Origin of the sequence: Streptomyces axinellae (assembly GCF_039532135.1) — a bacterium.
Lineage (GTDB): Bacteria > Actinomycetota > Actinomycetes > Streptomycetales > Streptomycetaceae > Streptomyces > Streptomyces axinellae.
This window is the reverse complement of the sequence record NZ_BAAARJ010000004.1, coordinates 109,773-132,158: the sequence shown is the minus strand read 5'-3', so window position 1 is coordinate 132,158 and position 22,386 is coordinate 109,773. Positions and strand designations below refer to the sequence as shown.

Annotated in this window: 18 protein-coding genes and 1 tRNA gene; 6 read left to right on the top strand and 13 right to left on the bottom strand. The window is 70.3% G+C overall.

Annotation, left to right across the window (positions count from 1 at the left end; all coding sequences use genetic code 11):
* Positions 1–65 precede the first annotated feature (65 nt).
* From ABD339_RS07050 to ABD339_RS07040, 3 genes are all read right to left on the bottom strand, one after another.
* A complete protein-coding gene (locus ABD339_RS07050; RefSeq protein ID WP_425575913.1) occupies positions 66–1,910 on the bottom strand; it encodes a tetratricopeptide repeat protein in 1,845 nt (614 codons plus the stop codon).
* 181 nt (positions 1,911–2,091) lie between these two features.
* Positions 2,092–2,165, bottom strand: a tRNA-Met gene (locus ABD339_RS07045).
* Between the two features lie 206 nt (positions 2,166–2,371).
* Positions 2,372–5,245, bottom strand: a complete 2,874-nt coding sequence (locus tag ABD339_RS07040; protein WP_344563782.1) for a UPF0182 family membrane protein — start codon at positions 5,243–5,245, stop codon at positions 2,372–2,374.
* Positions 5,246–5,388: 143 nt separating this feature from the next.
* Here ABD339_RS07040 and ABD339_RS07035 point away from each other — a divergent pair, with 143 nt between their 5' ends.
* Entirely contained in the window at positions 5,389–5,958 is a 570-nt protein-coding gene (locus ABD339_RS07035; RefSeq protein WP_344563311.1) for a PPA1309 family protein, read from the top strand.
* 171 nt (positions 5,959–6,129) lie between these two features.
* Here ABD339_RS07035 and ABD339_RS07030 read toward each other — a convergent pair whose 3' ends face one another.
* From ABD339_RS07030 to ABD339_RS07020, 3 genes are all read right to left on the bottom strand, one after another.
* Positions 6,130–7,245 (bottom strand): YlbL family protein, encoded by a 1,116-nt coding sequence (locus tag ABD339_RS07030; protein WP_344563309.1) that lies wholly within the window; start codon positions 7,243–7,245, stop codon positions 6,130–6,132.
* Positions 7,246–7,705: 460 nt separating this feature from the next.
* Complete coding sequence (locus ABD339_RS07025) at positions 7,706–8,272, bottom strand: molybdenum cofactor biosynthesis protein MoaE (RefSeq protein WP_344563307.1); 567 nt, start codon at positions 8,270–8,272, stop codon at positions 7,706–7,708.
* A 43-nt stretch (positions 8,273–8,315) separates the two neighbouring features.
* Positions 8,316–9,416 carry an SDR family oxidoreductase gene (locus tag ABD339_RS07020; RefSeq protein ID WP_344563305.1) on the bottom strand — a complete coding sequence of 367 codons (1,101 nt, stop codon included), beginning with the start codon at positions 9,414–9,416 and terminating at the stop codon, positions 8,316–8,318.
* 158 nt (positions 9,417–9,574) lie between these two features.
* Here ABD339_RS07020 and ABD339_RS07015 point away from each other — a divergent pair, with 158 nt between their 5' ends.
* On the top strand, positions 9,575–11,092 hold the full coding sequence (locus ABD339_RS07015) for a zinc-dependent metalloprotease (protein WP_344563303.1): 1,518 nt from the start codon (positions 9,575–9,577) through the stop codon (positions 11,090–11,092).
* Entirely contained in the window at positions 11,089–11,667 is a 579-nt protein-coding gene (locus ABD339_RS07010; protein WP_425575912.1) for an NUDIX hydrolase, read from the top strand. The genes ABD339_RS07015 and ABD339_RS07010 overlap by 4 nt, the downstream gene beginning before the upstream one ends.
* Positions 11,668–11,867: 200 nt before the next feature.
* Here ABD339_RS07010 and ABD339_RS07005 read toward each other — a convergent pair whose 3' ends face one another.
* A complete protein-coding gene (locus ABD339_RS07005) occupies positions 11,868–12,431 on the bottom strand; it encodes a M48 metallopeptidase family protein (RefSeq protein ID WP_344563301.1) in 564 nt (187 codons plus the stop codon).
* A gap of 375 nt (positions 12,432–12,806) precedes the next feature.
* Here ABD339_RS07005 and ABD339_RS07000 point away from each other — a divergent pair, with 375 nt between their 5' ends.
* Together ABD339_RS07000 and ABD339_RS06995 are read left to right on the top strand one after the other, a co-directional pair.
* Positions 12,807–13,898 (top strand): ThiF family adenylyltransferase, encoded by a 1,092-nt coding sequence (locus ABD339_RS07000; RefSeq protein ID WP_344563299.1) that lies wholly within the window; start codon positions 12,807–12,809, stop codon positions 13,896–13,898.
* 53 nt (positions 13,899–13,951) lie between these two features.
* A complete protein-coding gene (locus ABD339_RS06995; protein WP_344563297.1) occupies positions 13,952–15,358 on the top strand; it encodes an ABC1 kinase family protein in 1,407 nt (468 codons plus the stop codon).
* 216 nt (positions 15,359–15,574) lie between these two features.
* On the opposite strand, the gene ABD339_RS06990 is transcribed toward ABD339_RS06995, so the two are convergent.
* The 4 genes from ABD339_RS06990 to ABD339_RS06975 all read right to left on the bottom strand — a co-directional run bounded on the left by ABD339_RS06990 (position 15,575) and on the right by ABD339_RS06975 (position 19,140).
* Entirely contained in the window at positions 15,575–15,931 is a 357-nt protein-coding gene (locus ABD339_RS06990; protein ID WP_344563293.1) for a hypothetical protein, read from the bottom strand.
* A complete protein-coding gene (locus ABD339_RS06985; protein ID WP_344563288.1) occupies positions 15,928–16,296 on the bottom strand; it encodes a WhiB family transcriptional regulator in 369 nt (122 codons plus the stop codon). Before ABD339_RS06985 ends, ABD339_RS06990 begins: the two co-directional genes overlap by 4 nt.
* Positions 16,297–16,430: 134 nt before the next feature.
* Complete coding sequence (locus ABD339_RS06980) at positions 16,431–16,697, bottom strand: hypothetical protein (RefSeq protein WP_344563779.1); 267 nt, start codon at positions 16,695–16,697, stop codon at positions 16,431–16,433.
* A gap of 238 nt (positions 16,698–16,935) precedes the next feature.
* Entirely contained in the window at positions 16,936–19,140 is a 2,205-nt protein-coding gene (locus tag ABD339_RS06975; protein WP_344563286.1) for an ATP-dependent DNA helicase UvrD2, read from the bottom strand.
* Between the two features lie 205 nt (positions 19,141–19,345).
* Between ABD339_RS06975 and ABD339_RS06970 the strand changes: the two genes are divergently transcribed.
* A complete protein-coding gene (locus ABD339_RS06970) occupies positions 19,346–19,588 on the top strand; it encodes a mycoredoxin (RefSeq protein ID WP_344563284.1) in 243 nt (80 codons plus the stop codon).
* A gap of 190 nt (positions 19,589–19,778) precedes the next feature.
* Here the strand turns inward: ABD339_RS06970 and nudC are convergent, their stop codons facing one another.
* Positions 19,779–20,741, bottom strand: a complete 963-nt coding sequence (gene nudC, locus ABD339_RS06965; RefSeq protein ID WP_344563282.1) for an NAD(+) diphosphatase — start codon at positions 20,739–20,741, stop codon at positions 19,779–19,781.
* Between the two features lie 185 nt (positions 20,742–20,926).
* Positions 20,927–22,336, bottom strand: coding sequence for a dipeptidase (locus ABD339_RS06960; RefSeq protein WP_344563280.1), 1,410 nt, complete (start codon positions 22,334–22,336; stop codon positions 20,927–20,929).
* Between the last annotated feature and the right edge of the window lie 50 nt (positions 22,337–22,386).

Here is a 22,386-nt window from a genome sequence, read left to right as displayed (position 1 = left end):
ATACCGGCCCACAGGCCGGCCCCGGAGCCCGACCACGGCGTGGACGGGCCCCGCGGCACGCGCTCTTAAGCCGTCAGCTCGGCCCGGAGTGCGTCGCGGAGCTTGGCAGCACGCTCGGCCACCTCCACGGGTCCCAGCTCCATGGCGCGGGCACACCAGAACTGCCCTTCGGACAGCTCGCCGCCCCGCGCGCTGATCAGCGCCAGCCGCAGCGCCGCTCTACCGTGCCCGGCCTCGGCCGCACGGGACCACCACTGCACGGCCTCGGGCTCGCTGCCCTCGCGGGCCAGCAGCAATCCGAGGTTGAACGCGCCGTTCGGGCTGCCCGCCTCCGCCGCCGCGCGGTACCAGCGCGCCGCGTCCACGACCTCGCCGCGCGCCGCCGCACACATACCGAGGCGCACCTGGGCCCTGCGGTGGCCGCGCTCGGCAGCGCGTTCGTACCACTCCTCGTACTCGGGTCTGCCCACGCTGTCGGCCACCCCCAGCCGGTGGGCCGAGCCCAGCTCGCCGGTACGGGCGCTGCCCCGGGTGACGCGCTCCAGCAGCGCGCCGAGGCGGAAGGCGCCCTCGACGCTGCCGCCGCCCGCCGCGCAGCGCAGGTGCCGCTCGGCGGCGTGCAGTTCGCCCTCGCGCAGCAGCGCGATGCCGACCTGGAGCGCTGCCTCGGTGTGCCCGGAGGCCGCCGCGCGCTCGTACCACGCGCGCGCCGTACGGTCCTTGCCGCGGCCCGCGTACAGGATGCCGAGGTTGAACGCCGCGTCCACGCTGCCCGCCTCGGCCGCCTTGGAGAACCAGGGCTCGGCGCCCTCCGCGTCCCCGCGCTGGAGCAGGAGGACGGCGAGCGCGTTGGCGGCCTCCGTGTGCCCGGCGTAGGCGGCACGGCGGTACCACTGCTCGGCCTGTGCGGTACGGCCCTGGGCCGCGCACAGCAGGCCGAGGTTGAAGGCACCGTTGTCGGAGCCCGCTTCGAGCGCCACGCGATACCACCGCTCGGCGGCCTGGCGCTCGCCCCGGTCCGCGTGCAGGGCACCCAGCGCGTTGGCCGCGTTCCCGTCGCCGTCCTCGGCCGCGCGGCGCCACCACACGGCGGCGCTCTCCTCGTCGCCCGCGTCGCGCAGCAAGAAGCCGAGCGCGCACGCGGCCCGCGCCTCCCCGTCCTTCGCGGAGGTCAGATACCAGCGGCCGGCCTCCTTCAGGTCGCCCCGGCGCTCCAGAATCGCTCCGAGCCGGAGAGCGGCCCTGCGGTGACCGCGCGCGGCGGCCTGGCGGTACCAGCCCTCGGCCTCTTCCTCTGCCGCGCGCCGCTTTCCGGCGCCGCTCTCCCCGCCTGCCGCTGCCCGCTCGGCAGCGGCGCCGATCAGCTGCGCGATGCGGTAGGCGGCTTCCCGGTGCCCGCACTCGGCGGCGGCCCGGAACCACTCCTCCGCTCCCGCCTCCCCCCGGTGTTCGAGCAGGTCGGCGAGCGCGTAGGCGCCCAGCGGGTGCCCGGATTCGGCGGACTGCCGAAGCCAGTAGTGCGCGGCGGGCTCGTCGCCGCGTTCCCTGTGATACCTGCCGAGCGCGTGCGCTGCGGCTGCGGAGCCGGCGACTGCGGCGGTGCGCCACCATCCGGCGGCCTCTTCCGCGTACCCCCTCTGATGCAGTAGAACGCCGAGGTTGTTGGCGGCGGCGCGGTCACCCGCCGCCGTAGCGGCGCGCAGATGTGGCTCCGCGCCGTCCAGGTCTCCCCTGCGCAGCAGTTGGGCGCCCAGGACGCTGGCCGCGGTCGACTTCTCGTCGGTCGCGGCGTACACACCGGTCTCGGTGTCTGCCGCGGTTCGCGGCCTGTCAGCTTCCCCGGCGTATTCCTCCACACTCAGGCCCGGACCAGGACGCACCGGGTCCGTCAGCCTTGCCTTGTCCCCCATAAGCTCCATCGTCGCACCACCTGCAACCCGCGTACACCTGGTATACCGCAGCCAGTGAGGTCACTTCAGCGGTTTGTCGACTTCCCGACGAAGAGATACCCCTGCTGCAGCCTTCCCTGGAATCCTCAGCGCAAGCGAAGAGGCCCGGAGTCTGTTGACTCCGGGCCTCGTTCGATTCAAGTAGCGGGGACAGGATTTGAACCTGCGACCTCTGGGTTATGAGCCCAGCGAGCTACCGAGCTGCTCCACCCCGCGCCGTTGTGTTCACAACCCTACACCACGATCCGGGCCGCCCTCACCACGGTTTCCCCGCCCGAAGACCCGGCGCGAATCCGGAGGCAGCCCGGCGTCCGGAAGGCAACCCGAAGCCCCGGAGACACAACGAACGGGCGACACCGGCAGTCAACTCGACCGCCTGTGCCGCCCGTTCGGGATCTCCCCGGAACCGGGGCCGCCAGGGGCTAACCGTTCTTTCCGGACCCGCCCTTTTCAGCCTCGGACGCGTCCTTCAGCGCCTCCTCCAGGGCCTTCTGCTGCTTGCCGTACTCCTGCCAGTCGCCCTTCTCAAGAGCCTTCTGGCCGGCCTCGTACGCGGTCTGGGCGTCCTTGAGCGATCCCTTGACCGAGGCGTTGGGCGGGTTCTTCTCCTTCTCCCCGTCCTCGCCGGGACCCGTTCTCTCGCCACTGCCACTGGATCTGCCCTCGGTGCCGAAGACCTTGTCCAACGCCTTGTCCAAGCTGTTCTCGAAGGCGATCTGCTCGCCGTAGGTGACCAGGACCTTCCGCATCCGCGGGTAGTTGGTACCGGCACCGCGGACGTAGACCGGCTCCACGTACAGGAGGCCGCCCTCCAGTGGCACGGTCAGCAGATTGCCGTACTCGATCTCGGAGTCACCCCGTTTGAGCAGGTTGATCGACTCGGCGATCTCCGGATCGGAGTTGAACTTGCTCTGCACCTGCGAGGGACCGGAGACCGTCGTATTGGGCGGCAGTCTCAGCATTCTGATCTTGCCGTACTGGTCACTTCTCGCGTCCGCGTCGATGGCCATGAAGGCCCCGAGGGTCTCGCGTTTGTTCGGGTTGAAGGTCGTCGTCAGCTGGAAACGCTGCTGCTTCTGCCCCGGCATCTTCATGCTCAGGTAGTACGGCGGAACCGCGTTGCCCTTGTGCGTCGGGTCGTCCGGGACCTGCCAACGCTCACTGCCGCTGTAGAACTGCGACGGCGAGGTCACGTGGTAGGTCTGGAGCAGGTCGCGCTGCACCTTGAACAGGTCCTGCGGGTAGCGCAGATGATCCATCAGATCGCTGCTGATGGCGCTCTTGGGCTTGACCGTGTCCGGGAACGCCTTCATCCACGTCTTCAGCACCGGGTCCTTCTTGTCCCACTGGTACATGTCCACATCGCCGGTGTAGGCGTCCACCGTCGCCTTGACGGAGTTGCGGATGTAGTTGACGCGGTTCTGCTGCGCCACCACCGCGCGCTGGCCGTCCGTCAGCGAGTCCGCCGTCGTGTCCCCCAGCGTGGTGCGCGAGGAGTACGGATAGCCGTTCGAGGTGGTGTAGGCGTCGACGATCCACTTGATGCGCCCGTCGACCACCGCCGGGTACGGGTCACCGTCGATGGTCAGCCACGGTGCGACCGCCTCGACGCGCTCCTTGGGCGTGCGGTTGTACAGGATCCGCGAGCCCTCGCCGATGGCCCCCGAGTAGAGGATCTGGGGCTCGTTGAAGTTCACCGCGTAGGCGGCCCGGTTGATCGGGTTGGCGAGGTTGACGCCGCTCTTGCCCTTGTAGGTGTACGTCTTCTCACCCTCGTCGTCGGCGTAGTCCAGCTCCTTTTGGGGGCCGCCGACGATGGAGTACTGCGTGGTCTTCTCGCCGTAGTAGACACGGCCCTCGTACTTGCCCTTGTCGCCCTTGGGCGGCAGGTCCTTCTCGGTGAAGTCCGGGGAGCCGTCCTTGTCGACCGCGGTGCCCTTGGCGGCGACCATGCCGTAGCCGTGGGTGTACTTGAAGTGCTCGTTGATCCAGTTCTTCTCCGGGATGCCGTTGGTGTTGATCTCCCGGAGGCCGACGACGGTGTCCTGCTCCTTGCCGTCCTTCTTGTACCGGTCCACATCCAGCGTGGCGGGGAACTGGTAGTACCCGCGCACCTGCTGCTTCTGCTGGAAGGTCGGGGAGACCACGTTCGGGTCCAGCAGGCGCATGCTCGCGGTCGTATCGGCCGCGTCGCGCAGCTTCTGATTGTCGGCCTTGCTCGTGCCCGAGTAGTCGCGTACGTCGGAGTCGTCGATGTCGTACGCGTCTCGGGTGGCCTGGATGTTCTTCTTGATGTACGGCGCTTCCTTGGCCTGCTCGTTCGGCTGGACCTGGAACTTCTGCACGATCGCGGGGTAGAGGCCGCCGATGAGGATCGCGGACAGGACCATCAGTCCGAAGCCGATCACCGGAAGCTGCCAGGTGCGCCGCCAGATGGTGGCGAAGAACAGCAGCGCGCAGATGATGGCGATGATGAACAGGATCGTCTTCGCCGGCAGATAAGCGTTGGCATCGACGTACTTGAGGCCCGTCCAGTTGTCCGTCGCCTTGAAGTCGCCGGACTTGACCGCCAGTCCGTATCTGTCCAGCCAGTAGGCCACGGCCTTCAGCGCGACGAAGACGCCGAGCAGGACCGACAGATGGCCGGTGGCCTGCGCCGTCGCGCGCGCGCCCGGTGTGGTGACCCGCAACCCGCCGTAGAGGTAGTGCACCAGCGCCGCCGCCAGCAGCGAGAGCACCGCGGCGGCGAAACCGAAGCTCAGCAGGAAACGGTAGAAGGGCAGATCGAAGGAGTAGAAGGCGATGTCCTTGTGGAACTGCGGGTCCTTCGTACCGAACGGGACACCGTTGATCCACATCAGCCAGGTGCGCCACTGACCGGCCGCCGAGGCGCCGGAAATCAGCCCGACGAGAGCCGTGATGCCCAGCAGCACCCACTTCTTGTACGGCGCGAGGCCCATGCGGTAGCGGTCGAGGCTCTGCTGCTCCAGCGACATCGCGCTGAGCGGCGGACGCAGGCGGTGGGCCAGCCAGATGTTGAAGCCCACGGCCCCGGCCATCAGCAGGCCGAACACGGCGAACAGACCGACCTTGGTCCACAGGGTCTTGGTGAAGACCGAACTGTAGGCCACCGAGCGGTACCACAGCCAGTCCGTCCAGAACCCGGCGAACATGACAAAGAGCATCGCCAGAACGGCCAGCACGCCCGCTGTCATCAACAGCGTCCGCGCACGCCGGGATGGCCGGCCCACTCTGATCCGTGGCCCGGAGGGACCCCCTGAGCCCCGGTCCGGCATCTGGAAAGCCAAGGTGCGCACCTCGAAGATTCGCAGTTTTATGAAGCGGTGAAGACGGGCCCGCATCGTAAGGCCCACTTATGCAACTTACTCAAGCTTTACTCAGTTCCCGTTTCCGGGGTCGAAGGCTGCACGATATGAGCATGAACAACCTCCCCTCTGACGGCACCCCACTCGCCTCCGGACCGCTGACCCGCGCGGTGCTGGAGATCGATGAATACACCTCCGGGCTCGGCTGGGACCAGCCCGCACGACTCTTCGCCCTGGTGAACACCGCACGGCTGCGCGCCGAGGAGCCCGGCCTCGCGGGACAGCTGGGACTGGCCGATGACGCCTCCAACGGCGCGGACACCTCGTCCCTGACCCCGGTGGAGCAGGAGGAGGTGCCGGCCGGCACGCCTCTGGACGAGTTCCTGGGAACGATCGCTTGGCCGGGGGCGGTCGATGGCTGTGCCGTCACCGTGGAGCGGCTGATGCTGCCGCCGTCCGCCGAAGCGGCCGTCCCCGAGGACCTGGACGAGGGCGGGCTGGCCACCTGGGTCGCCGGGCATCCCGAGCGCCGCGAGGTCCGGATGACTGTCGCCGTGCTGCGGAGCGGGGAGCGCGAATCGGCGCTGCGGCTGCGCGAGAAGGACACGGCCACGGAGGTGCTGACGGGGGCCGACCTCGTACCGGGCCTCGCGGAGGCGCTCACGGCGACCTTCGAGGAGTAGCGCGGGGGCGCGGGGCGGCCCGGGACGCGAGGGCGTGACGCCTGACGCGTGAGCGGCCGGGAACGAGCGCCGGGGGCGGCACCAGGGACGGTGCCGCGTCCGGCTCCTGGCGCCTCGTCGGGCCGACAGCCGGCGGGCGGGGCGGTTCGACGGGCCGGGCGGCTCCTCTGGTCAGCCCGGCTTGCACTGGGTGAGCTGGTCCGTCTTGCCGCTGCGGATCTTCTTCAGCGAGTCCAGCGCGTTGTGTATCGAGGTGGTCTTCACCAGTGTCAGGCCGCCGGGCTTGTCCTTGGCCGCCGAGGGGCAGTTGCCCGCGGGGGTCAGGAAGAACTTCGCCCCCTTGGCCCGCGCGGCGACCGTCTTCATCTGGATGCCGCCGATCTCGCCGACCTTGCCCTTGTCATCTATGGTGCCCGTCCCCGCGACGAACTTTCCGCCCGTCAGGTCGGCGGGCGTGAGCTTGTCGACGATGCCCAGCGCGAACATCAGTCCGGCGCTGGGGCCACCGATGTCCGCGAGCTTGATGTCGATCTCGAACGGGAAGGAGTGGCCGGCCCCGGGCTGGATACCGACCACGGCCCTACCGTCGTCCTTGGCCTTCTCCGTGGTGAGCGTGACCTTCTTGGCGTCCTTGGGAGAGGGCTCTTGCCCCTTCTTCTGCGAGGCGGCGGCCTTTGCTGCGGGGATCACGGTGAAGGTGGTCTTCTGTCCGGGCTTGTGCTGTGTCACCACCTCGGCGACGCTCTCCGGCTCGCCCACCGGCTTGCCGTCCACCGCTGTGACGACATCGCCTCCGTGCAGCTTCTTCTCCGCCGGGCCGCCCTTGAGGACCGAGCTGACGACGACATGGGAACTGACCGGAATCTTCAGCTCCTTGAGGGCCGCGACCTTCGCGCTCTCCTGCGAGGCGCTGAATTCTTCCGCGTTCTCCTGATCGACCTGCTGGGCGGACTTGTTGTCCGGATAGAGCGTCGAGTGCGGGACGACCACCCCGTCGTGACGCAACCAGCCGGATACCGCCTCGACGAGGTTCATCCGGTATTCCGAGCCGGTGACCCGGACCGTCGTCATGTTCAGGTGGCCGGAGGCGCGGTACTGCTTGGGCTCGCCCTTGTGGCCCGGCTCGTCCTTGATGTTCAGCACCGGATCCCCGTCGTGCTTGCCCAGCGTGTTCACCGTGGGTCCGGGTGACATCTCGGCGTAGGGCACCTTGATGAGCACTCCGGCACAGAGCAGCGCTATGAGCAGCAGTGTGGAGGCGAGCAGAGTCGCGGTGCGGCGAGGCATGGCACGACAGTACGGGACAGGTCTGTCAGTCGCCCGTCCGGGCCGGTTGCTCCGCGTCCGGTCGGGTCCCTGCCCGAGCGGAGGTCAGAACCTCCTCGTTGGAGCGCTCCATGGCTGCACGGAATCGCTCGTATCCGGCCACGCCCGCGGCGTCCGGCGTGGTGGTGCGCCGGCGGCCCGCCCAACTTCCCCACAGGCTCGCGACGACAACGGCGGCAACCGGAATCAGCAACCAGGCAAGAGCCGCCATCGAGACCTCCCGACCCCTCGTACGCACATCCCATCGGTCCGGCTGGTAGACCGCCCGATGAGCAGATTAACCGTCTCAGGCACAACGGTCGGCGCCGGGGACCGGTTACGCAACCGGAATCAAACCCACCACTCGGCGGCTCCGCTGTACGGCAATCGGCCCCAGGCGGCGTGCTCCCGCACTCCCCCGAGGCTGCGCGCACCGCCCCCGTCAGGCGCCCACCCACTCCTCGGTGCCGTCGGAGAAGGTCTGGTGCTTCCAGATCGGGACCTGGTGCTTGAGCTCGTCGATGAGCCGGCGGCAGGCGTCGAACGCCTCGGCGCGGTGCGGACAGGAGACGGCCACGACAACGGCCAGATCCCCTACTTCGAGGTCCCCGACCCGGTGGATCGCCGCCAGCGCTCGTACCGGATGGTCGGCGGCGACCCGCTCCGCCACCTTCCGCAGTTCCTCCCGCGCGCTGGGGTGCGCCGAATAGCCCAGACGGGCGACATCGGTGCCACCGTCGTGATCACGTACCGTGCCGACGAAAAGCGCCGTCCCGCCCGCCGCGTCGTCCCCCACGGCGGCGAAGACCTCGTCCACGGTAAGCGGCGTCTCGCGCACGTCCAGCAGCCGGATGGGGTCCCGCGCCGCACGCTCGCCCGGATGATCGGGACGCGGTCGCCCGACGGGATCGCCGGAGCGCCGCTGCTGGTCCGGATGCCGGGAACGTTGCTGCTCGTCCGGATGCCGGGAGTCTCCTGCGGTGTCGTACGTGTGTGCCATGCCGGTCATGCTGCCCTGTCTGCCCTGGTTCCGGAACACTTCCCGGGCCGCCTCACAGACCGCGCCGCTTGCGTGCCCTGCGGACGAGTGCCGCCGTGCCCAGCAGCGCGACCGTCGCACCCGCCGCCCCCGCCGCCGTGGCCGCTTCCGTGCGGCCCAGGCGCCGGCCCGCGACCGTGTGCCTGCCGGAGACCTCTTCGAGCAGCTCGGCGAGGACCTCCTCGTTCGTCCGGCGCGGACGCCAGCCCGCCTCATGCAGCCTGCTGCCGCTGACCACCCACGGGTACATCGTGTACGCGAGGTCGCCGGCGGGCGACGGAGTGAGCCCGAGACGGTGCAGCCGGGAGGCCGCGCCCAGAGCGACGCTGGAGGGCAGCTCCATCCTCCGGATACCGGTCAGCTCCTCCACCTCCTCCTGCTCCAGCCAGCCGTCGCAGCCCACCGCCAGTTCCCCCTCGACCTTCTCCAGCGCCGCGTACTCCAGCGCCGTGACCAGGTCCTCGACGTGGCAGAACTGCCAGCAGGGTCTGGAGTCGGCCACCACCAGCAGGCGCGGCGACTCGAAATAGCGGGTCAGCGCCGTATCCGTACCGGCCCCCACCAGCACGGCGGGCCGCAGGACGGTGACGTTCAGCCCCGGGTGCGCCCTGGGTGCGCGGCGGGCGAGCCGCTCGATCTCCAGCAGGTCGCCGACCCCGGTCGCGTCCGCCGTCGCCCGCAGTTCGGCGTCCTCGGCCAGCGGTACATCGTTGTCCTGAAGCGCCCCGTAGACCATGGCCGAGGTGCAGAGCACCACCCGCCGCACTCCGGCCGCCGCCGCGGCGGTCAGCACCGTCTGGGTGCCGCGCACGTTGTAGGCGGTACGGGCGGCCGGATCGGTTTCCAGATCGAGATCGAGCGCGAGATGGACCACGACGTCCACCGGGTCCCCGTCGCCGCGCAGCCGGTCGGCGATCGCCGGATCGCGGACGTCCAGCGCGTACCACTGGGCCTCGCTGACCTCGCCCCGGCGCTCGTCGAGGGCGATGACCTGCTTGATCTCCTCGGAGGCCGCGAGCCGCTCGGTGAGCAGCGCGCCGACGCCCGAGGCTGCGCCGGTGACGGCGACGGTAGGGGTTCGCGCTGCGCGAACGTGGGACTCGGAGGAACTCACCGGGCGTCTCCAGTGGTTGTTTCTGGTACGAGGTGCGCAGGCTCCATCCTGCCTGACTGGTGTCTAGGCTGGAGGCAGAGCCCGCAGATCGCCTCCAGGACGATGCATATCGTTCAGGGACCGACCACACCGTCCGACGAGACAGAGCCGAGGAAACCGTGAGTGACACCCCATTCGGATTCGGCGTACCTCCCGAGGAGCCCGAGGACGGGGACGACGGCAAGAAGAAGCAGGGCGGCGAGCCGTCGAACCCGTTCGGTTTCGGCGGCGGAAAGGGCTCCGGCCCCGCCGACAACCCGCTGGCTGCGATGTTCGGGTCACTGGGCGGCGGCCAGGGCCAGCTCGACCCCGGCGACCTGGGCGCCGCCTTCCAGAAGCTCGGCCAGATGCTGTCCTACGAGGGCGGCCCCGTGAACTGGGAGATGGCCAAGGACATCGCGCGGCAGACGGTCGCGGCGGGCGCGCAGGACGGTTCCAAGGACGCCTCTGTCGGCCCCGCCGAGCGGGCGGCCGTCGAGGAAGCCGTACGCCTGGCCGACCTGTGGCTGGACGGGGTGACGTCACTGCCCTCCGGGTCCGGGGCGGCCGTGGCGTGGAGCCGCGCCGAGTGGGTCGAGGCGACGCTTCCGGTCTGGAAGGACCTGGTCGACCCGGTCGCCGAGCGCGTAGGCGCCGCCATGGGCAGCGTGCTCCCCGAGGAGATGCAGGCCATGGCCGGCCCGCTGCTCGGAATGATGCGTTCCATGGGGGGCGCCATGTTCGGCACCCAGATCGGGCAGGCCGTGGGCGTACTCGCCGGTGAGGTCGTGGGCTCGACGGACATCGGCCTCCCCCTGGGCCCCGTCGGCAAGGCCGCGCTGCTGCCGCGCAACATCGAGGCGCTGGGCAAGGGCCTGGGCGTCCCCCTGGAGGAGGTGCGGCTCTACCTCGCGCTCCGGGAGGCGGCACACCAGCGGCTGTTCGCGCACGTGCCCTGGCTGCGCTCGCACCTGTTCGGCGCCGTCGAAGGGTACGCGCGCGGCATCAAGGTCGATACGGCCAAGCTGGAGGACGTCGTCGGCCAGATCGACCCGCAGCGCCCCGAAGAGCTGCAGGAGGCCCTTCAGCAGGGCATGTTCCAGCCCGAGGACAGCCCCGAGCAGAAGGCGGCACTCGCCCGCCTGGAGACCGCGCTGGCCCTGGTCGAGGGCTGGGTGGACGCCGTCGTGCACGCGGCTGCCGAGCCGCACCTGCCGTCCGCCTCCGCGCTGCGCGAGACCCTGCGCCGCCGACGCGCCTCCGGCGGCCCCGCGGAGCAGACCTTCGCGACGCTGATCGGCCTGGAGCTGCGCCCCCGGCGGCTGCGCGACGCGGCCCGGCTGTGGGCCTCGCTGGCCGAAGCTCGCGGCACCGAGGGACGCGACGGGCTCTGGGAGCATCCGGACATGCTGCCCACGGCAGCCGACTTGGACGACCCGGACGGGTTCGTGCACCGCGAGCAGCCGGACTTCTCCGAGCTGGACCGGATGCTGGGTGACGCCGCGGCTCAGAGCGGGGACCCGGCGCCGGAGCGCGGCGGCTCCCAGGGAGGCTCCGAACCAGGCTCCAAGAGCGAGGAGAGCGGCCCGAAGCTGGACAAGTCGCCCGAGTCCCCTGACGACGAAAACAGTGGCGACGAGGGCGAAGGGAAGAAGTGAGCGCCCCTTCGAACCCCGGCCCCGAAAGGGAATCGACCGTCCTTCGGGCGGACGCAGCGGGCGTGCTGCGCGCGTGGTCACCTGCTGGGGACGACCCGGGCCAGGAGCGGCTGAGGCAGGAGTACCTGCGCCATATCGACGAGCATCCGGACGCCATGTGGAAGGCGTGCTCCCAGGGGCACGTCACCGCGAGCGCGCTGATCGTCGATCCGGATGGCGCGAGGGTGCTGCTGACCCTCCACCGCAAGCTCGGCATGTGGCTCCAGATGGGCGGCCACTGCGAGCCGGGTGACGCCACCTTGGCCGAGGCGGCTCTCAGGGAGGCCACGGAAGAGTCCGGCATCGCGGGACTGACGCTGCTGCCCGGCGGCCCGGTCAGGCTGGATCGGCACCACACTCCCTGCGCCTGGCACCTGGATGTGCAGTACGCGGCTCTGGCACCGCCAGGCGTACGGGAAAGGATCAGCGACGAGTCCCTCGACTTGCGCTGGTTCGGCTTCTCCGAAGTGGCCGAGGTCGCCGACGAATCGGTCGTCCGCCTTACGGAAGGGGCCCGCGCGCTCGTGCTGTCCTGAGCAGAGCCCGAGGAAGCTTCGGGGAAGCTCCGGGGCCGCGCGAATGGGGTTGTCGGACGGCCACGGCCTGTCGGCACAGGCGAGTCAGGGCAGCACAGGCAGCACAGGACGGATGGTTCTCAAGACAGCCGGGGGGCGCCGTCCCGACGGACGGTGCTCTTCCCGGCGCGCTGGGGGCACGGTCGGCCTTAGCGCGCGAGTCAGCCCTCGTCGGTGACCTGCGGAAGGTGAGGCAGGTGCGGCAGCCGTTCGGCTGCGACGACCCCTTCCAGGAAGCCGCGCGCGCGTTCGGTGCGCGGGTACGCGTCCAGGAGCCGCCAGAAACGGGGCCCGTGCCCCGGTACCAGCAGGTGCGACAGCTCGTGCAGCAGCACATAGTCCACAACGTACTCGGGCATGCCCTGTAGCCGATGGGACAGCCGGATGCTCCCTTCGGCGGGGGTGCATGAGCCCCAGCGCGTGTTCTGATTGGTGACCCAGCGCACCGATGCGGGTCGCGCGCGCCCGTCGAGATACTGCTCGGACAACTCGGCCGCACGCCGCGCGAGATCGCTGTCATGCAGCATCCGCTTGCTCTCTTGCGCCGCGAGCTTGTCGAGCATCACCCCGACCCAGCGGGCCTCCTCGTCCGCGGACATGCGCGCCGGAAGCAGGACAACGGTGCGGTCTCCTTCGCGGTAGGCGGAGACCGTGCGGCGTCGGCGCGCGCTACGGCGCACCTCGACCGCGCTCTGGCGAGTGCTGTTCAGCGGGTCGGCGGACACCCCCCGACGTTACCCGGTGCGCCCGGGGAAGTCCCGCCTCCAGGCTGGTTCGAGGCGGAAAGGGGAGAAGAGCCTGGAGAGCCCCGGAAAAGCGGGAGCGGAGTCGCATTTGGGGGCGCACGTGGCGCTCGCACTGGGCGCTCGTGCTGGGGGCGCTCGGCAGGCGCGCGGGGTCCGCGCTGGGACGCTGCGGACTGTGCGGGCCCCAGGGACGGCGGTCTTCGGGCTGCGGGCTGCGGGTGGACATCGGCGATCGGAGGCCGCAGTTATACGACTAATGCGGCTGGTTGTGGATAACTCCCGACCGGCAAATGTCAGGTCCCCGCATGCTGTCAGCAGTGATCGAGAGCAAAGCCAGGGGGAAGCGTGCATCCAATGATCAAGCCCGCGTTGCGGCGTGGCTGGCGTGACCGGCAGACGGTGCAGTACGGCGTAGCTCCCGCACACGCGGTGCTGCTGGGCCCGGTGAGCGACGCGACCGCCGCTTTCATGGAACTGATGGACGGCACCCGCAGCCTGGACCGCCTCCGTGTGGAGGCCGACAGGCTCGGCCTCGCCCCGGAGATCCCGGACAGGCTGATCGAGCGGCTGGCGGGGTCGGGGGTACTGGACGACGCGACGGCGAACCGGGAGGCGGCGGCGAGTGTGGGCGACCGGTTGCGTCCGGACCTCGCCTCCCTGTCCGTGGTCCACCGCGAGCCGGGCGGCGGAGTCCGCAGGCTGGCGGCCCGGCGCGAGGCCCAGGTGCAGGTGCGGGGAGCGGGCCGGGTCGGCATGGCCGTGGCCGCGACGCTCTCGGCAGCCGGGGTCGGCCAGGTGGATGTGATCGACGGCGGCGCCGTGGAGGAGTGGGACACCGCGCCAGGGGGCATCCCGGCGGACCGGGTGGGCACACGCAGGGATGCGGCTGCGCGCGGTGTGGTGCGCGCAGCCCGCGCCTGGCAGGGCAGGTCGCGCAGCGAGGTCAGCCTGGTGGTCATCGCGCCTCGCGACGGACTGGACGCCTATGCGCCCGACCCTGCCGCGGCCCAGTGCTTCATGGCTGCGGGGACGCCCCATCTGTACGGCGGAGTCGTGGAGGCCACGGGTGTGGTGGGCCCGCTGGTGCTCCCTGGCTCGTCACCGTGCTCGGAGTGTCTGCTGCGCACCCGGGCGGAGCGGGAGCCGAGTTGGCCGATGCTGGTGGGCCAGTGGCGCACAGCGAGCAGACGGCGCGCGGGGGTGCCGGCCTGTGACACCGCACTGGCAACGATGGTGGCGGGAGCGACCGCTTCGTATGCGCTGAGCTTTCTCGACGGGGACGGCGGCTGCGCGGCGGGCTACCGATTGCGCTTCGCGCTGCCACATCTGCTCCCCGACACCGAGCAGTTCCGCACCCATCCCGAGTGCCCATGCGGTGCCGCTTCGGTGGGTGCCGCACCCGGCGACGCAGAGAATCATCGAACGCACGCCACAATGACCGAGTAGCCGCCGTCCTCGGTGCTGTCCTCGGTTGAGCTGTCTGGGAGTTGGAGGGACGCATGTCTGATCTTCCCCGCAAGGCGGTGACACGTACGGCCAAGCTGGCCGCCCTGCCGCTGGGCTTCGCCGGCCGCTCCGCCTGGGGGCTTGGCAAGCGCCTCGGCGGGTATTCCGCCGATCTCGTCGGCCACGAACTCCAGCAGCGCACCGCCGAGCAGCTCTTCAAGGTGCTGGGCGAGCTGAAGGGCGGGGCCATGAAGTTCGGCCAGGCCCTCTCGGTCTTCGAATCCGCGCTGCCCGATGAACTGGCAGGCCCCTACCGTGCGACACTCACCCGCCTCCAAGAGGCCGCACCCCCCATGCCGACCCGAACGGTCCACGCGGTGCTGGAAGAGCGACTGGGACAGGGGTGGCTTGAGCTCTTCGAAGAGTTCGACGACAAGCCCGCTGCCGCCGCCTCCGTAGGCCAGGTGCACCACGCGGTCTGGCACGACGGCCGCGAGGTGGCGGTAAAGGTGCAGTATCCGGGCGCGGGCGAGGCCCTGGTCACCGACCTCGCCCAACTGGGCCGCTTCGCCCGGCTGCTGGGGCCGCTCATCCCGGGCATGGACATAAAGCCGCTGATCACCGAGCTGCACAACCGCGTCACCGAGGAGCTGGACTACGCGCTGGAAGCGGAGGCCCAGCGCGCCTACGCGGCGGAGTACACCGGGGACGAGGACGTGCTGGTGCCCGGTGTGGTGCACCAGAGCGACGAGGTGCTGGTCACCGAGTGGCTGGAGGGCACGCCGCTGTCGGCGGTGATAACGGACGGCAGCGAGGAGGAGCGGAACCGCGCGGGTGAGCTGTTGAGCCGCTTCCTCTTCTCCGGCCCGGTGCGCACGGGCCTGCTGCACGCCGACCCGCACCCGGGCAACTTCCGTCTGGTCACCGACGGGCATGAAGCACCGGAGCGCTGGCGGCTGGGAGTGATGGACTTCGGCACCGTCGACCGGCTGCCCGCCGGCCTGCCCTCGACGATCGGCACGGTATTGCGGATGACGCTGGACGGTGAAGCGGAGGCAGCGTATGAACTGCTGCGCGAGGAGGGCTTCGTCAGGGAGCGGATAGAGCTGGATCCGGACGAGGTTCGCGACTACCTGCTGCCCATCGTCGAACCGGCATGCGTCGAGGAGTTCACCTTCAGCAGGGAGTGGATGCGCAAACAGGCAGCCCGCATAGCCGACCCTCGCTCCCCCGCCCACCAGTTGGGCCGCCAGCTGAATCTGCCGCCCTCGTATCTGCTGATCCACCGCGTGACGTTGAGCACGATCGGGGTGCTGTGCCAGTTGGGGGCCACGGTACGGATGCGGGACGAAATGGAGACCTGGGTTCCCGGATTCGCCCCCGACGAGCCGGAAGAGGCAGTCGGGGCCGAAAGCCGGGAGGAGCCCGACGAGCCGGCCTACGAGGAGACCTCCGCCTGAGTCCCGGCCGAGGCCGCGCCCTACGGGAAGACACACCTTCACCCGGCCCCGGGCATCGAACGGCGGAGAGCCGGGGCACGGGGCCCCGGCTCTCCGATACGGCACTGTCACCTCGGGATGCGGCTCGGTTCTACCTCACGCCGTCGCCCGGCAAGCTGAACACTTCGTGCTCATGCTTTGTGCTCGTACTTCCTACTGGTTCGTGCTGGTGCTTCGTCACTGCATGACGGCCATCGCGAGTGCGCGCCTCGCGCGGCGCGTGGCACGTTCGGCCCGGCGCTGGAGGCGCCGCGCGGTCAACACGTGCAGCGCCCTCCGTTCGGATTCGGCCTCCTGCATCCGGTCTTGTATCTGGGCCCTGGCCAAAGATTCTGGCAAGAGTTGCATTTCGCGGGTCCTGTTCTGACGGACGATCGTCGCGTCTGAGCGAGTGCGTGCTGTGGTCTCGTGGATGGGTGCCATCGTCGGGTCCTGCTTCGTGAGGTGGCGCGTGCGTGGTTCCAGCGCCGACGGGTTGTCGATCGTTCCGGCCGCGGGTCGGCGGTTGAGCGATCCCTGGCGGGGGGAACTCATGCCGATACCGGGTTCTTGCGCGGACGCCCACGCGGGCGCTTGCGCGGAACCACAACGCCCTGAACGAACAGTTCGCCGCCCCAGACGCCCCAGGGCTCGCGGCGGTCCTTGGCACCGGCGAGGCATGCCTCACGCAGGGGGCAGGTCTGGCACAGGGACTTGGCGTACTCGACGTCGGCCGGGGTCTCGGCGAAGAAGACCTCGGGGTCGTAGGAGCGGCACGGAACATCGACGCCGAGGCGCTCGATGGCGTCGTCGAGTTCGGTGAGGGTGATCTGGGGGGCGGTCAAGGTGTCCTCCGTGGTGGCATCGGGCGGCAGAGAAGGCGCGGGGCGCAGCGTCTGGGAGTGCGTCTCGGTGTGCACTGTCGGTTCTTCCTCGTCTGTCGGTGTCTGTTTTGTCTTGTCGGTCCGGCTGGTGGCCGGTCGGGGCAAACAGAAGGGCCGCGGATCCCGGTGTGGGTTCCGCGGCCCTGGAAGGTGCCGACCTGATCTGCCGATCAGGCTGGATCTCTCCAGGGTTCGAGCCCACGGAAGGCCCACATCGTGTAGCGCTGCGTCTTCTGGCGTCCCTCGCCGGCACCGTTGGCCGCTGCACTGAAGGCAAAGGCCCGTGCCTGTGCCTGCTCTGCTGCTACCGCGGGTGCCTTGATCGGTCGCTCATTGCCGCCGGGGACGACGCCGGACACACCGGTGCCGTGGAGGCGGGAGCCGAGCAGGCAGGCGCGAATGACCGAGTGATCGGTCATTTTGATCTTCATCGTCATTGCGCTCACTGGTCTCCGCCTCCTCTCGGCGTCTCGGGGACCGGCCGTGAAGCCGATCCGCACATGTTCAGGACTAAGTACAGCATGGATGGGGTCGGAGCGAAAAGGCCCGCCCCTCTCCATGCCCGGAAGGCTATGAGGCCCTGGACGGCCCGCGCAAACTATTTTCCGGGGCTTTCTGTCACAGCTTCTGTGACAGAGGCGAATGAGCCCCGTGGTACTGACAGACCCGAGGGGTCTAGGCGTCACCTTGGGGTGGTTCGTCCAGTTTCTCCCCGGCGCACAGGGCGAGGACGTCCGCACCGAACTGCTGGAGCTTGCGGCTTCTGACGCCCGAGATCCGGGAGAGTGCGGCCTCGTTGTCGGGGACGGCCTCGGCGATGGCGAGGAGCGTCTTGTCGGTGAAGACGCAGTAGTCCGGCTGGCCGATCAACTTGGCCTGTTCCGAGCGCCACTGATGAAGGCGCTCGTACAGCACCTCGTCCAGCTCCGAGGGGCAGTCCTCGCACCGCATGAGCTTCACCTCGCCGGGGGCGGTGAGTGAGCGTCCGCAGACCCTGCACCGGGCCGGGGCTCGCGGTACGCGTGTGCGGCCGGGCCCGCTGCCGCGCTCGACGCCGCCTCCGACGGTCACACTGCCGCTGCCGCCGGCTCTTCCATACGGGGCCGGGCCCGAAGAGCCGGGGCGCAGGCCCTTCAGGAAGCGGCTCGGCTGCCGGTTCGCACGGCCGCCCGGGGAGCGGGCCAGCGCCCAGGAGAGGGTCAGGGAGCGGCGGGCCCGGGTGATGCCGACATACAGCAGTCTGCGCTCCTCCTCTATCTGCTCGTCGGTCTTCGCGTAGGTGATGGGCAGCATTCCGTCGGTGAGGCCCACCAGGAAGACCGCGTCCCACTCCAGGCCCTTGGCGGCGTGCAGGGAGGCGAGGGTGACGCCCTCGACCGTGGGGGCGTGCTGGGCCTTGGCCCGTTCGTCCAGCTCCCCCACCAGGTCCGAGAGCGTCGCCTCGGGGTGGGCCGCGGAGAAGTCCACCGCCAGCCGCACAAGCGCGGCCAGCGACTCCCAGCGGTCGCGGGCGGCGCCGGAGCCGGCCGGGGCCTCGGGGTTCCAGCCCTTGGTGCCCAGCACGGCGCGTACCTGGGAGGGGAGGTCCACGGCGTCGTCGAGCATGGCGTCGTTGCCGCCGGCGCGGGCGGCGCCACGCAGGGCGACTCCGGCCTCGCGCACCTCGGGGCGCTCGAAGAAGCGCTCGGCCCCGCGGAGTTGGTAGGGCACTCCCGCGTCGGCGAGCGCCTGTTCGTAGATCTCCGACTGGGCGTTGATGCGGAACAGGACAGCGATCTCGCTGGCCGGGACGCCGGCACCGATGAGGTCACGGACCCGCCTGGCCGTGCCTTCCGCTTCGGCGGGCTCGTCGCCGAACTCGGCGTAGACCGGCTCGGGGCCGGCCGGACGCTGGGAGATCAGCTCCAGCCGGTGCTCGGCGGCACGGCCGCTGGCCTGGGCGAGCAATCCATTGGCGAGGTGGACCACCTGGGGGGTCGAGCGGTAGTCGCGGACCAGCTTGACGACGGTCGCGGTGGGGTGGCGGGAGCGGAAGTCGAGGAGGTGGTCGGGGGTGGCGCCGGTGAAGGAGTAGATCGTCTGGCTGGCGTCACCGACCACGCACAGGCTCTCTCGTTCGCCGACCCACAACTCCAGGAGGCGCTGCTGGAGGGGGCTCACGTCCTGGTATTCGTCCACCACGAAGTGCTGGTACTGGCCGCGCACGGTCTCGGCGATGTCGGGGCGGTCCTGGAGGACTCCTACGGTCAGCAGCAGGACATCCTCGAAGTCGATCACCGAGCGCTCGCGCTTGAGCTGCTCGTACAGGGCGTAGATGCGGCTGATCTCGGCGGGATCGCGGGGGGATTGCCGGGCGTACTTGGCGGCGGCTGCCGGATAGTCCTCGGGTACGGTCTGGGTGACCTTGGACCATTCGATCTCGCTCGTCACATCCCGCAGCTCGTTCCGGTCCAGCCTCAGACGGCAGCGAGTGGCGGCCTCGGCGACGAGCTGGGCCTTGCGCTCCACCAGGTGCGGCAGCTCTCCGCCGACGGCGCGCGGCCAGAAGAACTGGAGCTGGCGCAGCGCGGCGGAGTGGAAGGTGCGGGCCTGTACTCCGGTGACGCCCAGCTGGCGGAGCCGGCCGCGCATCTCTCCGGCGGCGCGGTTGGTGAAGGTGACGGCGAGCACGCCGGCCGGAGGCAGGATCCCGGCGCGGACTCCGTAGGCGATCCGGTGGGTGATCGCTCTCGTCTTGCCGGTGCCGGCGCCCGCCAGGACGCACACCGGACCGTGCAGGGCCGTCGCCACCTCGCGCTGCTCGGGGTCGAGCCCTTCGAGCACGGCGTCCGGGGAGTCGGGGGCCTGCGGGAAGAGAGTGGAGTCCGTTGCTGCTGTCACCCCGCTATGCTGCCAGGTCGCTCAAGGGCCCCGAGTGGCTTGTCCACAGCCGGATCGGTTTGTCGTACGAGTGGCCCCGGGGCAGGGCCTGGCCCGCCTGGGCCTGGGACCGGAGCGGGGCCCGGGGCCGGTCCCAGGCCGGGAATGGCTGGGCACCCTCGCGCGTTGTCCCATCGCACTGCCGAGACGAAGGAGCACTGGATTGATGGCGGGCACTGTGACGATGTACAGCACCACCTGGTGCGGCTACTGCCGTCGGCTGAAGGGCCAGATGGACCGCGCGGGGATCGCGTACACCGAGATCAACATCGAGCACGACCCCGAGTCGGCGGACTTCGTGGAGAAGGCGAACGGCGGCAACCAGACCGTGCCGACCGTGCTGTTCCCCGATGGTTCGACGCTGACCAACCCCTCGTTGGCGCAGGTCAAGGAGAAGGTCGGAGCCTGACCGCCGGGCCACTGTCCGGCTGTCGGTTCTCCGCGTGCTCAGCGCGGCGCCCGGCCCACCCTGAAGGGGCCCCGAGGGTCCCTGCGAAGGGCGGCCGGGCGCCGCGCTCGTTCGTTGTGAGGGGCAGTCGCGCCCTCGCGCACGTGGTGCCGCCTCGCCGTTGAGGTGGTGCTCCGGCGGGCCGGGGCCGTCAGGCCGCTCCGCGGCCGGGCTGCGGGAGCGGCCGGCCGTACCAGCGCTCCACCAGGCGTGCCGCGATGGAGATCCCCGCCGGGGGGAGCACCTCTCCGGTTTCGATCGCGGTCCGCAGGTCGTCGCGGGAGAACCAGCGGGCGTCTTCGATCTCGTCGCCGTCGACCTGGATCTCGGGCGAGGTGGCGCGTGCCATGAAGCCCAGCATCAGGCTGGAGGGGAAGGGCCAGGGCTGGCTGGCCACGTACTCGACGGTGCCGACCGCGACGCCCGCCTCCTCGGCGACCTCGCGGCGAACGGCGGCCTCGATGGACTCTCCCGGCTCGACGAAGCCCGCCAGCGTCGAGAAGCGGCCCTCGGGCCAGTGCACCTGGCGGCCCAGCAGGGCCCGGTCCTGCTCGTCGGTGACCAGCATGATCACTGCCGGGTCGGTGCGCGGATAGTGCTCGGCACCGCAGGCGGAGCAGCGGCGGATGTGCCCGGCCGCCGCGATGGCGGTGCGCTCACCGCAGCGGGAGCAGAACCGGTGGGTGCGCTGCCAGTTCTCCAGGCCGATGGCGTGCACCATCAGCTCGCTGTCGCGGTCGGACAGCAGGACGCCCGCCTCGCGCAGCCCGGCCGGGCGGGCGATCTCGTCCATCCTCCCGGGCAGGGAGTCCTTCTGGAGCGCGAAATAGCGCACGCCGTCCTTGTCGATGCCCAGGAAGTAGCGGTGGGCCTCGGTGAAGGGGGCGTCGAAGGACGGCATCATGACCAGCTCGGTCGTGCCGTCCTCCTTGTCCTCGATCAGTGCCTGGCCGCCCGAGACCACGAAGACACGCGTGGTCGGGTGGCTCCACGCCGCCGCCAGCCAAGCCTCGTCCATCCGGTGGTGCGACGCACGGTCGATGCCTCCCGTGCTGGTCAGGCTGACGGGGCGGTCTGCGGCGGTGAGGGCGGTTCGGTCGGTCGAGGTGGTCACTTCGGCTTCTACTCCCCCTGATGTAGGGCTTCCCTGCCCGGTGTCGGCCGGCCCGTGGGGCGGGTGACGGTGGCAGGTGACGGAATCTGTTTCGCGGTAGCGGGTGCGGGTCGGCGGTGGGCGACGGGGATCGCGGGCGGATGCGGGGCGCGAGGTGCGGGGGCGTACGGGGAGGGCGTGCGGGTTCAGTCCGCGCTCCAGTGTGCCGCGAGGTCGCCCCACAGGTAGGCGGTCGTCTCGACCCCCTTGAACAGGAGGTCGAGTTCGACTTTCTCGTTGGGCGCATGCCATCCGTCCGAGGGGATGGAGATGCCGAGGAAGAGCACCGGGACGTCGAGCAGGTCCTGGAGGTCGGCCGCCGGACCCGAGCCGCCCTCTCTCGTGAAGCGCACAGAGGTGCCGAAGGCACGCCCCATGGCCCGGGTGACCGACTGGAGTGCCGGGTGGCCGAGCGGGGCGAGGCAGGGGCGGGTGGCGCCCCAGAAGATGATCTCGTGCCGGATGCCCGCGGGAAGCCGTTCGGCGACCCAGGTGCGAACGGTCTGCTGGATCTTGTCAGCGTCCTGGCCGGCGACGGTGCGGAAGGACAGCTTCAGCTGGGCCTGGGCGGGGACGATGGTCTTGCCGCCGGGGCCCTGATAGCCGCCGCCGATGCCGTTCACCTCGGCCGTCGGGCGGGCCCATACGCGCTCCAGCGTGGTGTAGCCCTCCTCGCCGAGCGGAGCGTGCGAGTGGGCCGTGCGCAGCCAGGCGTCCTCGTCGAAGGGCAGCTCGGCGAAGAGTGCCCGCTCCTCGTCCGTCAGCTCGATGACGCCGTCGTAGAAGCCGGGGAGCGTGACCTTGTGGTCCTCGTCGTGCAGCGCGGCGGCGAGCCGGGCGGCCTCGGTGGCCGGATTGGGCACGGCGCCTCCGAAGGAGCCGGAATGCACATCCTGGTCGGGGCCGTACAGGTCGATCTGGCAGTCGGTGAGCCCTCGCATGCCGGTGCACACCGTCGGCGTCTCGCGGTCCCACATGCCGGTGTCGGAGACGAGGGCGACGTCGCAGGCGAGGCGCTCGGCATGCGCACCCACCAGCGCGGGGAAGTGCGGCGAACCGGATTCCTCCTCGCCCTCGATCAGCAGCTTGAGGTTGACGGCGGGGGCGGTGCGGCCGGTGGCGGCCAGGTGTGCGCGCACGCCCAGGGTGTGGAAGAAGACCTGCCCCTTGTCGTCCGCGGCGCCGCGCGCGTAGAGGCGGCCATCCCGCTCGACGGGCTCGAAGGGCTCGCTGTGCCAGCCGTCGCCGAGTGCGGCGGGCTGGACGTCGTGGTGACCGTAGACCAGCACGGTCGGGGCCCCGGGGTCGCCCGAGGGCCACTCGGCGAAGACGGCGGGCGCCCCTGGGGTCTCCCAGATCTCGACGGCGGGAAAGCCGGTCTCGCGCAGCTTGCCTGCGAGCCATTCGGCGCTGCGCCGCACCTCGCCCGCGCGCCCCGGGTCTGCGGAGACGGAGGGGATGCGCAGCCATGCGGCCAAGTCGGCGAGGAAGGCGGAACGGTGGTTCTGGATGAAGGTCCGGACTGCGCTGTCCGGGGGAGCCGGGGTGGTGCTCATATCTGCGAGCCTATCGGGCCGGACACTTTCGGCCTTCATCCGGATGGCCG

What these genes read in the sequence shown, in the direction of transcription:
- ABD339_RS07000 (WP_344563299.1), top strand. Translation starts at nt 12,807, where the DNA reads ATGATCAAGCCCGCGTTGCGGCGTGGCTGGCGTGACCGGCAGACGGTG.
- ABD339_RS07030 (WP_344563309.1), bottom strand. Translation starts at nt 7,245, where the DNA reads ATGCCTCGCCGCACCGCGACTCTGCTCGCCTCCACACTGCTGCTCATA.
- ABD339_RS07040 (WP_344563782.1), bottom strand. Translation starts at nt 5,245, where the DNA reads ATGCCGGACCGGGGCTCAGGGGGTCCCTCCGGGCCACGGATCAGAGTG.
- ABD339_RS07025 (WP_344563307.1), bottom strand. Translation starts at nt 8,272, where the DNA reads ATGACCGGCATGGCACACACGTACGACACCGCAGGAGACTCCCGGCAT.
- ABD339_RS06960 (WP_344563280.1), bottom strand. Translation starts at nt 22,336, where the DNA reads ATGAGCACCACCCCGGCTCCCCCGGACAGCGCAGTCCGGACCTTCATC.
- ABD339_RS06995 (WP_344563297.1), top strand. Translation starts at nt 13,952, where the DNA reads ATGTCTGATCTTCCCCGCAAGGCGGTGACACGTACGGCCAAGCTGGCC.
- ABD339_RS06990 (WP_344563293.1), bottom strand. Translation starts at nt 15,931, where the DNA reads ATGAGTTCCCCCCGCCAGGGATCGCTCAACCGCCGACCCGCGGCCGGA.
- ABD339_RS06970 (WP_344563284.1), top strand. Translation starts at nt 19,346, where the DNA reads ATGGCGGGCACTGTGACGATGTACAGCACCACCTGGTGCGGCTACTGC.
- ABD339_RS07035 (WP_344563311.1), top strand. Translation starts at nt 5,389, where the DNA reads ATGAACAACCTCCCCTCTGACGGCACCCCACTCGCCTCCGGACCGCTG.
- ABD339_RS07050 (WP_425575913.1), bottom strand. Translation starts at nt 1,910, where the DNA reads ATGGGGGACAAGGCAAGGCTGACGGACCCGGTGCGTCCTGGTCCGGGC.
- ABD339_RS06980 (WP_344563779.1), bottom strand. Translation starts at nt 16,697, where the DNA reads ATGACGATGAAGATCAAAATGACCGATCACTCGGTCATTCGCGCCTGC.